13 protein-coding genes are annotated in these 13,660 nt (G+C 59.6%); 10 read left to right on the top strand and 3 right to left on the bottom strand.

The window, feature by feature from the left end; all coding sequences use genetic code 11:
• The first annotated feature begins 102 nt into the window (after positions 1 to 102).
• From GQ39_RS07745 to GQ39_RS07715, 7 genes are all read left to right on the top strand, one after another.
• Entirely contained in the window at positions 103 to 1,413 is a 1,311-nt protein-coding gene (locus GQ39_RS07745) for an ABC transporter substrate-binding protein (RefSeq protein ID WP_047528659.1), read from the top strand.
• Positions 1,414 to 1,614: 201 nt separating this feature from the next.
• On the top strand, positions 1,615 to 2,514 hold the full coding sequence (locus GQ39_RS07740) for a carbohydrate ABC transporter permease (protein WP_236693137.1): 900 nt from the start codon (positions 1,615 to 1,617) through the stop codon (positions 2,512 to 2,514).
• Positions 2,515 to 2,524: 10 nt separating this feature from the next.
• Positions 2,525 to 3,355 carry a carbohydrate ABC transporter permease gene (locus tag GQ39_RS07735; RefSeq protein ID WP_007936731.1) on the top strand — a complete coding sequence of 277 codons (831 nt, stop codon included), beginning with the start codon at positions 2,525 to 2,527 and terminating at the stop codon, positions 3,353 to 3,355.
• Between the two features lie 153 nt (positions 3,356 to 3,508).
• The gene (locus tag GQ39_RS07730) at positions 3,509 to 4,612 is read left to right on the top strand and encodes an ABC transporter ATP-binding protein (RefSeq protein ID WP_047528656.1); all 1,104 of its coding nucleotides are present in this window, start codon (positions 3,509 to 3,511) and stop codon (positions 4,610 to 4,612) included.
• A 16-nt stretch (positions 4,613 to 4,628) separates the two neighbouring features.
• Positions 4,629 to 6,101, top strand: coding sequence for a mannitol dehydrogenase family protein (locus GQ39_RS07725; protein WP_047528655.1), 1,473 nt, complete (start codon positions 4,629 to 4,631; stop codon positions 6,099 to 6,101).
• Between the two features lie 182 nt (positions 6,102 to 6,283).
• Entirely contained in the window at positions 6,284 to 7,780 is a 1,497-nt protein-coding gene (gene xylB, locus GQ39_RS07720) for a xylulokinase (RefSeq protein WP_047528654.1), read from the top strand.
• Positions 7,781 to 7,793: 13 nt separating this feature from the next.
• Complete coding sequence (locus tag GQ39_RS07715; RefSeq protein WP_047528653.1) at positions 7,794 to 8,738, top strand: carbohydrate kinase family protein; 945 nt, start codon at positions 7,794 to 7,796, stop codon at positions 8,736 to 8,738.
• A gap of 117 nt (positions 8,739 to 8,855) precedes the next feature.
• Here GQ39_RS07715 and GQ39_RS07710 read toward each other — a convergent pair whose 3' ends face one another.
• Complete coding sequence (locus GQ39_RS07710; RefSeq protein ID WP_047528652.1) at positions 8,856 to 10,157, bottom strand: OprD family porin; 1,302 nt, start codon at positions 10,155 to 10,157, stop codon at positions 8,856 to 8,858.
• Between the two features lie 331 nt (positions 10,158 to 10,488).
• Between GQ39_RS07710 and GQ39_RS07705 the strand changes: the two genes are divergently transcribed.
• Positions 10,489 to 10,761: a DUF2790 domain-containing protein gene (locus GQ39_RS07705; protein WP_047528651.1), complete on the top strand. Its 273-nt coding sequence runs from the start codon at positions 10,489 to 10,491 to the stop codon at positions 10,759 to 10,761.
• A gap of 91 nt (positions 10,762 to 10,852) precedes the next feature.
• A complete protein-coding gene (locus GQ39_RS07700; RefSeq protein WP_047528650.1) occupies positions 10,853 to 11,248 on the top strand; it encodes a hypothetical protein in 396 nt (131 codons plus the stop codon).
• On the opposite strand, the gene GQ39_RS07695 is transcribed toward GQ39_RS07700, so the two are convergent.
• Positions 11,245 to 11,517, bottom strand: a complete 273-nt coding sequence (locus tag GQ39_RS07695; protein WP_047528649.1) for a DUF1652 domain-containing protein — start codon at positions 11,515 to 11,517, stop codon at positions 11,245 to 11,247. The genes GQ39_RS07700 and GQ39_RS07695 overlap by 4 nt on opposite strands.
• 302 nt (positions 11,518 to 11,819) lie before the next feature.
• Between GQ39_RS07695 and eco the strand changes: the two genes are divergently transcribed.
• Positions 11,820 to 12,302 carry a serine protease inhibitor ecotin gene (gene eco / locus GQ39_RS07690; protein WP_047528648.1) on the top strand — a complete coding sequence of 161 codons (483 nt, stop codon included), beginning with the start codon at positions 11,820 to 11,822 and terminating at the stop codon, positions 12,300 to 12,302.
• 43 nt (positions 12,303 to 12,345) lie between these two features.
• Here the strand turns inward: eco and ilvA are convergent, their stop codons facing one another.
• Positions 12,346 to 13,359 carry a threonine ammonia-lyase, biosynthetic gene (gene ilvA / locus GQ39_RS07685; RefSeq protein WP_081997863.1) on the bottom strand — a complete coding sequence of 338 codons (1,014 nt, stop codon included), beginning with the start codon at positions 13,357 to 13,359 and terminating at the stop codon, positions 12,346 to 12,348.
• Positions 13,360 to 13,660: the final 301 nt, after the last annotated feature.

Raw genomic sequence — 13,660 nt, 5'->3', positions numbered from 1 at the left:
TGAATTGAAGGCTGTAATCAGTGCAGATTCTTCCTACAAGCGGAAGACACAAAAACAATAACCGTCCTTCTGTCCCCCTCGGGTGCAGAAAAGGAGTGCACGATGCAACCGTCTGTAAAAGCTCTGCTTGCCCTCACCTGCATGACCCTCAGCAGCGTCAGCCTTGGCGCCCAGACCCTGACCATCGCCACCGTCAACAACAGCGACATGATTCGTATGCAGAAGCTCTCGAAAACCTTTGAGGCCGAGCATCCGGACATCAAGCTCAATTGGGTGGTGCTGGAAGAAAACGTCCTGCGTCAGCGCCTGACCACCGACATCGCCACCCAGGGCGGGCAGTTCGACGTGTTGACCATCGGCATGTACGAAGCGGCACTGTGGGGCGCCAAGGGTTGGCTGGAGCCGATGAAGGACCTGCCTGCAAGCTACGCCCTGGACGATGTGTTCCCGTCGGTGCGTGAAGGCTTGTCGGTAAAGGGTTCGTTGTATGCACTGCCGTTCTATGCCGAAAGCTCGATCACCTATTACCGCACCGACCTGTTCAAGGACGCCGGCCTGACCATGCCCGAGCGCCCGACCTGGGAACAGATCGCCGAGTTCGCCGGCAAACTCACCAACAAGGATAAAGAGCAGTACGGCATCTGCTTGCGCGGCAAGGCTGGTTGGGGCGAGAACATGGCGTTGATCACCACCGTCGCCAACGCCTATGGCGCGCGCTGGTTCGATGAGAAATGGCAACCGGAATTCACCGGCCCCGAATGGAAAAACGCGCTGAACTTCTACGTCGACACCATGAAGAAATCCGGCCCGCCGGGCGCGTCGAGCAATGGTTTCAACGAAAACCTGGCTCTGTTCAACAGCGGCAAATGCGCGATCTGGGTCGACGCCAGCGTCGCCGGCTCGTTCGTCACCGACAAGACCCAAAGCAAAGTGGCTGATCACGTCGGTTTCACCTACGCGCCGCATCAGGTCACTGACAAAGGTTCGGCATGGCTGTACGCCTGGGCACTGGCGATCCCGACCAGTTCCAAGGCCAAGGACGCGGCGAAAACCTTCAGCGCCTGGGCGACCTCCAGGGAATACAGTGCGCTGGTTGCAGAAAAAGACGGCATCGCCAACGTGCCGCCAGGCACCCGGGCCTCGACCTACAGCGAGGCGTACATGAGTGCCGCGCCGTTTGCCAAGGTGACGCTCGAGTCACTGAAAGCCGCGGACCCGAGCAAGCCGACGCTGAAACCGGTGCCCTATATCGGCATTCAGTTGGTGACCATCCCCGAGTTCCAGGGCATCGGCACCCAGGTCGGCAAGTCGTTCTCGGCGGCGCTGATCGGCCAGATGACGGTCGACCAGGCGCTGGCGGCGGCGCAGCAAACCACTGAGCGAGAGATGAAGCGCGCCGGTTATCCCAAGTAACCGCCACTTAACCTGTGGGAGCTGGCTTGCCAGCGATGAGGCCGGCACATTCAACATGGATGTCGACTGCTCAATCGCCATCGCGGGCAAGCCCGCTCCCACAGGGTTCGCGTCTATGTCAGGAATGTTGTTCTTTCCTGAACATGTATCTGCACCCAAACGGTCGTGATCACCATGAATACTTCAACTGCCAAAGCGCACATGGAAATCCCTCAACCGCTGCGTAAAAGCCGGTTGAGCAACCCCGGCTGGTTTCTGGTCAGCCCCTCGGTGGCGTTGTTGCTGCTCTGGATGATCGTGCCGCTGGGCATGACGCTGTACTTCTCGATGATTCGCTACAACCTGCTAAACCCGGGTGAAAACGAGTTCGTCGGGCTGGAGAACTTCACCTACTTCCTGACGGACTCGGGCTTCCTGCCCGGTGCCACCAACACCCTGTTATTGGTGGGCAGCGTGCTGCTGATCAGCGTGGTGTTCGGTGTGCTGATCAGCGCCTTGCTGGAGGCCAGCGAATTTCTCGGTCGCGGCATCGTGCGAGTCATGTTGATCTCGCCGTTCTTCATCATGCCCACGGTCGGCGCACTGATCTGGAAAAACCTGATCTTCCACCCGGTGTCGGGGATGCTCGCCTACGTCTGGAAACTGTTCGGCGCGCAACCGGTGGACTGGCTGGCGCATTACCCGCTGCTGTCGATCATCATCATAGTCTCGTGGCAATGGCTGCCCTTCGCGATCCTGATCCTGATGACCGCCATGCAGTCCCTCGATCAGGAACAGAAGGAAGCCGCGCGCCTGGACGGTGCCGGCCCCGTCGCGATTTTCTGGCACCTGACCCTGCCGCACCTGGCCCGCCCCATTGCCGTGGTGGTGATGATCGAAACCATCTTCCTGCTCTCGGTGTTCGCCGAAATCTTCACCACCACCAATGGCGGCCCCGGCTACGCCTCGACCAACCTCGCCTACCTGATCTACAACCAGGCGCTGGTGCAGTTCGACGTGGGCATGGCCTCCGCTGGCGGCTTGATCGCGGTGGTGATCGCCAACATCGCGGCCATCGTGCTGGTGCGGATGATCGGCAAAAACCTGACAGACAAAGCCTGAGGCCCGCGCCATGACCCTTCAACAATCCCGCCGCCTGCAAAGCCTGCTGCTCGGCACCCTGGCCTGGGCCATCGCAATCCTGATCTTCTTCCCGATTTTCTGGATGGTGCTGACCAGTTTCAAAACCGAAATCGACGCGTTCGCCACGCCGCCGCAGTTCATCTTCACCCCGACCCTGGAGAACTACCTGCACATCAACGAACGCAGTGATTACTTCAGCTTCGCCTGGAACTCGGTGGTGATTTCATTCAGCGCCACCGCGCTGTGTCTGCTGATCGCGGTGCCGGCGGCCTACTCGATGGCGTTTTACGAAACCCAACGCACCAAAGGCACACTGTTGTGGATGCTCTCGACCAAGATGCTGCCACCGGTGGGGGTCTTGATGCCGATCTACCTGCTGGCCAAGAGCTTCGGCCTGCTCGATACGCGCATCGCGCTGATCGTGATCTACACCCTGATCAACCTGCCGATCGTGGTCTGGATGATTTACACCTACTTCAAGGACATTCCGAAAGACATCCTCGAAGCCGCGCGGCTGGATGGCGCGACCCTGTGGCAGGAGATGGTCCGCGTGCTGCTGCCGATCGCCAAGGGCGGGCTGGCCTCGACCGTGCTGCTGTCGCTGATCCTGTGCTGGAACGAGGCGTTCTGGTCGCTGAACCTGACCTCATCGAAAGCCGCGCCACTGACCGCCTTGATCGCCTCGTACTCCAGCCCCGAAGGGTTGTTCTGGGCCAAGTTGTCGGCGGTGTCGACCCTGGCCTGTGCGCCGATCCTGATTTTCGGCTGGATCAGCCAGAAACAACTGGTGCGCGGCCTGTCGTTTGGCGCAGTGAAATAAAGATCGCCCCGATCCCTGTAGGAGCGAGCCTGCTCGCGATGAACGTAAACGATAACGCGTTCTTCCAGGAGGAACGCGTCGCCTGCGAGTCCATCGCGAGCAGGCACGCTCCTACAGGTTCAACCCAATCACCCACAGTGGAGGCCCACCACCATGGCCAACCTGAAAATCAAGAATCTGCAGAAAGGCTTCGAGGGCTTTTCCATCATCAAAGGCATCGACCTGGAAGTGAACGACAAGGAATTCGTGGTGTTCGTCGGCCCGTCGGGTTGCGGCAAATCCACCCTGCTGCGCCTGATCGCCGGGCTGGAAGAAGTCAGCGGCGGCACCATCGAGCTTGATGGCCGCGACATCACCGAAGTCAGCCCGGCCAAGCGCGACCTGGCGATGGTGTTCCAGACCTACGCCCTTTATCCGCACATGAGCGTGCGCAAAAACATGTCGTTTGCCCTCGATCTGGCCGGCGTGCCCAAGGCGGAAGTGGAAAAGAAAGTCGGCGAAGCCGCGCGCATCCTCGAACTGGGGCCGATGCTGGAGCGCAAGCCGAAGCAGTTGTCCGGTGGTCAGCGTCAGCGTGTAGCCATCGGCCGGGCCATCGTGCGCAACCCGAAGATTTTCCTGTTCGACGAACCACTGTCCAACCTCGACGCGGCACTGCGGGTGCAGATGCGCCTGGAACTGTTGCGCCTGCACAAAGACCTGCAAGCGACGATGATCTACGTCACCCATGACCAGGTCGAAGCCATGACCATGGCCGACAAGGTGGTGGTACTCAACGGCGGCAAGATCGAACAAGTCGGCTCGCCCCTGGACCTCTATCACCAACCGGCCAACCTGTTTGTCGCCGGCTTTCTCGGCACGCCGAAAATGGGTTTTCTCAAGGGCAACGTCAGCCGTATCGACCGCCAGGGTTGCGAAGTACAGCTGGACGCTGGCACCCGCATCACCCTGCCGCTCAGCGGTGCCAACCTGAGCGTGGGTGGTGCGGTGACCCTGGGCATACGTCCGGAACACCTGGAACTGGCCAAGCCTGGCGACTGCATCCTTCAAGTCACGGCCGACGTCAGCGAACGCCTGGGCAGTGACACCTTCTGTCACGTCGTGACTGCTTCCGGAGAGGCCCTGACCCTGCGTGTGCGCGGCGACCTCGCCAGTCGTTATGGCGAAACACTGAGCCTGCACCTGGACGCCGGGCACTGCCATTTATTCGATGCCAACGGCGTGGCGCTGACCCGACCGCTGCGCGTTGCCGCCTGATTTCAGAGAGCCTGCGATGAAACTCAATAAACACAACCTCAACCGCCTCTCTGCCGAGGTGGCCCTGCCCGCCTACGCCCTGAGCGACACCCGCCAAGGCATCGCCCACATCGGCGTCGGTGGTTTCCACCGCGCCCACCAGGCGTATTACACCGACGCCCTGATGAATACCGGCGAAGACCTGGACTGGGCGATCTGCGGCGTCGGCCTGCGCGCCGAAGACCGGCGCGCCCGGGACGATCTGAACGCACAGGACTACCTGTTCACCCTGTTCGAACTGGGTGATCGCGACGACACTGAAGTGCGGGTCATCGGCGCCATTCGCGACATGTTGCTGGCCGAAGACGGTGCCCAGGCGCTGATCGATAAGCTGGCCAGCCCCGAGATACGCATCGTCTCGTTGACCATCACCGAAGGCGGCTACTGCATCGACGACAGCAATGGCGAGTTCATGGCTCATCTGCCGCAAATCCAGCACGACCTGGCGAACCCGGACGCACCGAAAACCGTGTTCGGTTTCCTCTGTGCCGCACTGGCCAAACGCCGGGCGGCGGGCACACCGGCGTTCACCTTGATGTCCTGCGATAACCTGCCGCACAACGGGGCGGTCACCCGCAAGGCGTTGCTGGCTTTCGCGGCATTGCGCGACGCTGATTTGTGCGACTGGATCGACCGCAACGTGAGTTTCCCCAATGCCATGGTCGACCGCATCACGCCGATGACCAGCACCGCGCATCGCCTGCAACTGGCCGACAAACATGGGGTGGACGACGCCTGGCCCGTGGTCTGCGAACCCTTTGTGCAGTGGGTGCTGGAAGACAAATTCGTCAATGGTCGCCCGGCCTGGGAAAAGGTCGGCGTGCAGTTCACCGACGACGTCACGCCCTATGAAGAAATGAAGATCAAACTGCTCAATGGCAGTCATCTGGCCCTGACTTATCTGGGCTTTTTGAAGGGTTACCGCTTTGTCCACGAAACCATGAGCGACCCATTGTTCGTGCGCTACATGCGCGCCTACATGGACCTGGACGTGACCCCGCAGTTGTCAGCGGTACCGGGCATTGACCTGACCGAGTACAAAAACACGCTGGTGGCACGTTTTTCCAATCAGGCGATTGCCGATCAGCTGGAGCGCGTGTGCTCGGACGGTTCGTCGAAGTTTCCGAAATTCACCGTACCGACCATCAACCGCCTGATCGCCGACGGCCGGGATACCAAACGGGCGGCGCTGGTTGTGGCCGCCTGGGCCTTGTACCTCAAAGGCGTGGACGAAAACGGTGACACCTACGCCATCCCGGACCCTCGGGCGGCGTTCTGTCAGGCGCTGGTGGTCGATGATGCATTGATCACCCAACGGATGCTGGGCGTCGAGGAGATCTTTGGCACGGTGATCCCGCGCTCGGCGGAGTTTGTCGCGGCGTTTGAGTGGTGCTGCAACAGCTTGCGCGATGTTGGGGTGACGCGGACGCTGGAGCGGATTCTGGCATAAGTCCTGTGTTGAAGCTGCTGCCGTCATCGCGGGCAAGCCCGCTCCCACAGTAGTCCGTGGTGAAACAGATATTTGTGAACGGCATTGATACCTGTGGGAGCGGGCTTGCCCGCGATGACGACCTGACAGACAACGCAGATGCTCAATGGTCACCAAGATCGACCTGACAAACAGGACCCGCCATGACAAACCATCAACTCTTCCTCGGCATCGACTGCGGCACCCAGGGCACCAAAGCCATCATTCTCGACGCCGTCAGCGGACAGGTGCTGGGCCAGGGCGCTGCTGCGCACAAGCTGATCAGTGGTGCCAATGGCCGCCGTGAACAGGACCCGGCGCAGTGGCTGGACGCGTTGACCCTCGCCACCCGACGCGCCTTGCTGGCAGCCGATGTCGACGGCCAGGCCATTCTCGGCATAGGCGTTTCCGGCCAGCAACACGGCTTGGTGCTGCTCGACCATCAGGGTAAGGTGCTGCGCCCGGCCAAACTCTGGTGCGACACCGAAACCACCGAAGAGAACGACCGACTGCTCACGCATCTGGGCGGCGATAAAGGCTCGCTGGAACGCCTGGGCGTGGTCATTGCCCCGGGCTACACCGTGTCCAAACTGTTATGGACCCGAGAGCAGCATCCCGAGATTTTCTCCCGCATTGCTCATGTGATGCTGCCCCACGATTACCTTAACTACTGGCTCACCGGGCGCAGCTGCAGCGAGTACGGCGACGCCTCCGGCACCGGCTACTTCAATGTGCGCACCCGCCAATGGGATTTGCAGTTGTTGCGTGACATCGACCCCAGTGGGCGCTTGCAAGCGGCGTTGCCGGAACTGATCGATGCTCACGCCGCCGTCGGCACCCTGCTGCCGGGCATCGCCGATCACCTGGGCATCAACCCGCGCGCGCGGGTGTCCAGCGGCGGCGGCGACAACATGATGGGCGCCATCGGCACGGGCAACATCAAACCCGGCGCGATCACCATGAGTCTCGGCTCGTCCGGGACGGTGTACGCCTATGCCGATCAGCCGAAGGTCAGCCCGAACGCTGCGGTGGCGACTTTTTGCTCCTCCAGCGGCGGCTGGCTGCCGTTGATTTGCACCATGAACCTGACCAACGCCACGGGGGTGATTCGCGAGCTGTTCGATCTGGATATCGAGTGTTTCAACGCACTCGTGGCCCAGGCCCCCATCGGCGCCGACGGCGTGTGCATGCTGCCGTTCCTCAACGGCGAACGCGTGCCCGCCCTGCCCCATGCCACCGGCAGCGTGCTGGGCCTGACCATGAGCAACCTGACCCAAGCCAATCTGTGCCGTGCCGTGGTCGAAGGCACCACCTTCGGTTTGCGATATGGACTGGACCTGTTGCGCCACAATGGCTTACAAAGCCGCAGCATCTGCCTGATCGGCGGCGGCTCGAACAGTCAGGTGTGGCGACAACTAGTCGCCGACACCATGAACACGCCAGTGATCTGCACCGAACAAAGCGAAGCCGCCGCCCTGGGCGCGGCGATTCAGGCGGCGTGGTGTACATCCTGGGCCAACGGGCACGAAGACAGCCTCGAGGACCTGTGCGAACGTTGCGTGAAACTCGACCTGGCCAGTGAAACCTTACCGATCGCAGACAACGTGGCAGCCTACCAGCAAGCCTACGAACGCTATCGACAGCATGTCGCAACCCTTTAAAGAGCGAACAACTATGTATCTGGTGTGTGGCGAAGCGCTGTTCGATTTCTTCAGTGAAAACGACGCCAGCGGCCTGGCTTCAAAAGTGAATTTCAAGGCGATTGCCGGCGGTTCGCCGTTCAACGTTGCAGTGGGATTGCGCCGCTTGGGCGTGGACGTGGCGCTGTTTGCCGGGTTGTCGACCGACTACCTGGGGCGGCGCTTGTTGCAAGTGTTGCAGGACGAAGGCGTAGGCACCGACTATCTGGTGGATTTCGCGGCGCCGACTACCCTGGCCATGGTCGCGGTCGGGGCCAATGGCTCGCCGCACTACAGCTTCCGTGGTGAAGGCTGCGCCGACCGCCAACTGAAACCGCAACATCTGCCAGAACTGGGGCCGCAGGTGCGCGGGTTGCACATCGGTTCATTTTCGCTGGTGGTGCAGCCAGTGGCCGACACACTGCTGGAACTGGTGCGTCGCGAAAGTGGCCGGCGCCTGATCAGCCTCGACCCGAACGTGCGGCTTAATCCCGAGCCGGATATCGAGCTGTGGCGCTCACGGATGGCCACGCTGGTCGAGCACGCCGACCTGATCAAAGTCAGCGACGAAGATTTGAGCCTGCTGTATCCCGGACAAGACCCTGCGCGAGTGATCGATGGCTGGTTGCAACACCGTTGCCAGTTGGTGTTTTTGACCCGGGGTGGCGAGGGCGCAACCGTATTCAGTCGAGCTCATGGTTCATGGTCGACTTCTGCCTGCCCGGTCAATATCGCCGACACCGTCGGTGCCGGCGATACCTTCCAGGCGGCATTGATTACCTGGTTGACCGAGCACCAGCTGGATTCGGTCGAAGGCGTGGGACAACTGAGTCGCGAGCAGATCGATGCAATGCTCAGGTTTGCGGTGCAGGCCGCCGCGCTGACGTGCAGCAAGACCGGACCGGACTTACCGTATCGCCATCAGTTGGACCTTCGCTGAACCGGAAGGCCCTATCGCGAGCAAGCTCGCTCCTACGATTCCTGGTCATGCACAGCGACCGGTGTGGGAGCGAGCTGGCTCGCGATGACGATCCTTCAGGCGCTGAAACAGCCGTGCTTACAACACCGAGAAGTTGTAGCTGACAATCAACCGTGTCTCATCCACATCCCGGGCGAATTTTTCGTAGTTGGTTCGGTACGTCGCGTTACGCAAGCGCAAGCTCACATCCTTGAACGTGCCGCTCTGCACCACGTACTTGAGCTCGCTGTCGCGCTCCCATTCCTTACCTTCCACGTCGCTGCCAGGCACCTTGATGTGATCGCCGTTCACATAGCGGGTCAGGAATGTCAGGCCATCCAGGCCGATGCCCTTGAAGTCATAGTCGTAGCGCAACTGCCATGAACGCTCCTGCGCGGCCGCGAAATCGTTGACTTGCACATAGTTGACCAGGTACGGGTTGGAGCCATCCAGATACGGCATCGAATTGTCGCCGTTCATGCGCTGCCACCCTGCGCTGAACGTATGGCTGTTGATGGCGTAGGCAAGCATTGCGCTCAGGGCGCGGTTGTCGATGGACCCGGCGCGGGCGGCACCGCTGTCGGCACTGTCGATCACGCGCATATCGGCCTTGAGCACACCGCTGCCCAACGGTTGGTTGCCCAGCAAGCCCACGAACTGCTGGCGGTAAATGTCTTCGAGCTCCGAGTAGTGATACTGGGCTGTCAGGCGATCGTTGATCGTGTAATCGACGCCGTACATATCGAAGTGATCAGCGGTGACGTTGCAGGCATAGCGCTTGTTCTTGCAATTCACGCGGATGTCCTGGGCATCGGTGGAGTCCCGGGCGGTGTACTTGTCCAGTCGCGCCGCCATGAGGGTCAGATTGTTCACCTCTTTGGAGGTCAGCATGGCGCCGTTGAACATCGTCGGCAGCAAACGCCCGTCGTTGTATTTGAGCAGTGGCAAATCGGGCCGCAATGCGCCGTATTTCAGCACGCTTTTCGAAACCCGCACTTTGGCCGTCAGGCCGAGCTTGGCGTATTGGTCTGCCGAACCGCGCGGGTTTTCCCCACTGGATGGCAGCAGGCCGCTATTGCTGCTGTCGGGACTGGAGTCAAGCTTGAAGCCGGCCATGCCCAAGGCGTCGATACCAAACCCGACTGTGCCCTCGGTGTACCCTGACTGCAGGTTGAGAATAAAACCCTGGGCCGACTCGTCACGCTTTGAGGCGCCTTGTTCGGTGGAAGTGTGCCCATCACGGAAATCACGATTGAAATACATCGTGCGCGATTCGATGTTCGCCGTGGTGTCGTCGATAAAACCGCTCGCTTGGCTCGATCCGGTAAAACCGGCGCACAGGACCAGAGCGCCGAAGCCGAATGACTGGCGCACGGTGATAAAGGTAAAGGGGGAACGCATTTAAAACTCCAACAGTGCCGCTTGCGCCAAAGCGCAAGCAGCCAAAAATAGCCTTCATCCAGGCCAATGGCTGGCCTGAAGAAGTGAAAACGCAGGGGGGTGATCGGCAATGATGGCAGAGGGCTTTCTTTACAAGCATACGACCTTAGTCTGAAAGACTCCGCCAAACGGTAGTGACCAGGCGACAGGTGGCATTCAGGCGAGTTAACCAATGCTTAATCACGCAGTCAAACACTCTACTGGACCGCACGCCCTCAGAGCCCTCTGACGCCCAGTGCGGCAGGTTCGACGAAACGTCGAACTGACTTCCGTCTGCACTGGAGATCGCCCCATGAACTCGCGCACCCTGCTCGTTTCCGCCGCCCTGGCCTGTGTCTCATTGACAGGTATGGCTCAGGCCAATGACACCTCCACCACTCAGGCCGTGCCTTCCTATCATTACGGCATGCCGCTGCACGTAGGCAAAGTCATCGCGCTGACTGAACCTGACACCCTGGATTGCAAGGTGATCAACGCGCACATGAAATACATCGATGAGCAGACAGGCAAACCCGCAGAAATCGCCTACAGAAAACTGTCTGATGCCTGTAGTTATCAGAACTGACTGAAAAGTCTGAAATAACACCTTGCGGTATTCGTGAAAGGATTCAGGCGCTATGCTCTAGCGCCTTCCCCCACTGCCGCAAGGATTCGCCATGCAGTTATCGTTTCGCACATTGTCGATATTCACCGCCGCATTATGTCTGCTACTGGCGCTGGTCTGGGGTGTGATGCCCAAGTGGTTGCTGGCGACCTGGGACATCGAATATTCACTGACGGCGGGACTGATGGCACGGCGCATCGCCGTACTGTTTGCGGCGCTGTGCGTGATTTTTTATCGAGTCCGCAATGAAGAGCCTTCCCCCATACGTCAAGCGCTGAGCTATGGCTTTATGGTCGGCTGCTGGGGACTGGCAGCACTGGGTTTCGGCGAATGGCTCAATGGCCATGCCGGTCCGGGCATATTGCTGGCGGTCGGATTCGAACTGGCGCTGGGCCTAGCGTTTTTCCAGACCCAGCGCGTGTCGGCGGAGCTTGAAACAGCGGGCTAACCGACCTTGCCAACCACGTGGCGGTGCTCGCTTTCTGTATGGTGAAGCTGCAGGTCGGAACGCAGTTCGGCGATCAGATCATTGATTTCCCGGCAACCATTCAGACGTTTTGCGTTTATACCCGTCTTCAATAGATCCAGCTGATCGGTTGCACCGTCCGCATAGACTTTCACCGTCATCGATAACTCCGGCGACAGCGAGCATTCACACCGCTTCGGTAGAAAACTGCTTTCAATGATGTTGCGTAGTTCCAAGGCAGATAAAAACATAGTGACCCTCTCCTTCGTGAGACTGCCAATCAACTATCGGCACTGACTCATGTGAAATCCTGGCCAGCTTGAGAACTACTCCAGCATAAAACATGCCTTGAATTTCGCCGTGCAGTTCATCGGTAAATCAATCAGTTATTCAAACGCACTGATTTTTGACCATGCAATTTGCAAAAAACACATTCAGAAGCCCTGCAATTTGCACACTTCGCTGGCGGGTTTGCATTAGCCATCGATGCCGTCAAAAATAGAGACATGTTTATTAAGTATCCGCTGACAGCGCACAGAGGCAAGGAGGCAACATGGGTTACTGGACCATTAACACCACCGTTGGGCTGATAGTTGCCGCGCTATCCAGCGCCGCGCACGCCGCAAAACTTGAAGAAGTCGCGCCCTTCCCCAAACCTGAGAGCGGCTTTGCCCGCCAGGTTATCCACCTCACCCCGCAAGCCCGTGAAGATGATTATCAGGTCGAGATCCTTGCCGGAAAGACCTTGAATGTCGACTGCAATCGGCAACGCCTGGGCGGCATTCTCGAAGAGAAAAACCTTGAGGGTTGGGGCTATCCGTTCTACCGCCTGGAAAAAGTCATCGGCCCGATGAGCACCCTCATGGCGTGCCCGGATGGCAAGAGCCACCAGGATTTCGTGCCGGTGGTCGGGGACGGATTCATGCTGCGCTATAACAGCAAGCTGCCGATCGTACTGTACGTGCCCAAGGACGTTGAGGTGCGTTATCGAATCTGGTCCGCCTCCAGCAAGGTCGATAAAGCCGTCGAAGAGTAGCCGTGAAGCGGACGGACGGCGTCCACTTGCCGACTGACTCGCTTCACGCCGGGGCGTCGCATAATGCGGCGCGCTCGGCCACATGCCGCAAACTGTCGAAATTGATGTTCGCACCCGAGTCGATGGCCACGAAGGTCTGGCCGCGGGCTGCACTTTTTGCCACGTACTTCTTGATGCCAGCCACCGCCAATGCGCCAGAAGGTTCGGTGATCGAGCGGGTATCGTCATAGATATTCTTGATGGCGGCGCAGAGTTCGTCATTGCTCACGGTCAGTACCTCATCGACGCAAAACCGGCACACCTCGAAACCATGGGCGCCGATCTGTGCGACGGCCACGCCATCGGCGAACGTGCCGACGCGCGGCAGAACGACGCGCTGATCCACCTGTAATGCTGCCTGCAAGCAAGCGGAATGTTCCGACTCGACGCCGATGATGCGTATTTCCGGGCGAAGGTATTTGATGTACGCCGCGATTCCGGCGATCAAGCCGCCACCGCCCACCGGTACGAAAATCGCGTCCAGCGGACCTTGATGCTGACGCAGGATCTCCATGGCCACGGTGCCCTGCCCCGCGATCACATCCGGGTCGTCGAAGGGCGAAACAAAAGTCTTCCCGGTTGTTTGCGCCAGGTCCAGCGCAAAGGCCAGGGCAAATGGAAAGCTCTCGCCATGCAACAACGCTTGTGCGCCACGGCTGCGCACCCCGAGCACCTTCAGTTCCGGTGTGGTGGCGGGCATCACGATCGTTGCGTCGATCCCCAGCTCACGCGCAGCCAGTGCCACGCCCTGGGCGTGATTTCCCGCCGACGCCGTCACCACGCCCCGCGCCTTTTGCTCAGGGCTCAGTTGGACCAGTTTGTTGTAGGCGCCTCGGATCTTGAAGGAAAAGGTCGGTTGCAAGTCTTCGCGCTTGAGCAGGATTTGATTGCCCAATGCCGCGGACAACGCCGGCGCCGCTTGTAACGGCGTGCGCACCGCCAGCTCGTAGACTGGCGCAGCAAGGATCTTTTTGACGTAATGCTCAAGCAGGGATTGTTGGGCGGGCACGCGGGTCATGATCGTCTCCTGACATTGATCAGAGCCCCGAGACAGAAAATGAAAACCCGCCTCTAGGGCGGGTTGGGTGCTGCAGTCGTGAGCTAGCCCGCCAAATGAGGAATGGCGGTAATAATGCTTGGCTGGCAGCGCAATACGGTGGAAGTCATGCCCGAAAAATAGCCGGGCGCTGATGGCAAGTCAATGGCCAATTTTCACTCGGCGCGGTAGTTGTTTCGCTAAAGGCTCAATTCGGAATTAGCGTCGTTGTCGAGATAGCTATCGCGGGCAAGCCCTCCCACAGTATTTTTGTCGCCGACAG

The sequence above is a fragment of the Pseudomonas sp. 11/12A genome (assembly GCF_000800055.1).
Taxonomy (GTDB): domain Bacteria; phylum Pseudomonadota; class Gammaproteobacteria; order Pseudomonadales; family Pseudomonadaceae; genus Aquipseudomonas; species Aquipseudomonas mohnii.
Note: the sequence above shows the minus strand (reverse complement) of the source record. Positions and strands in the feature narration are given on the sequence as shown.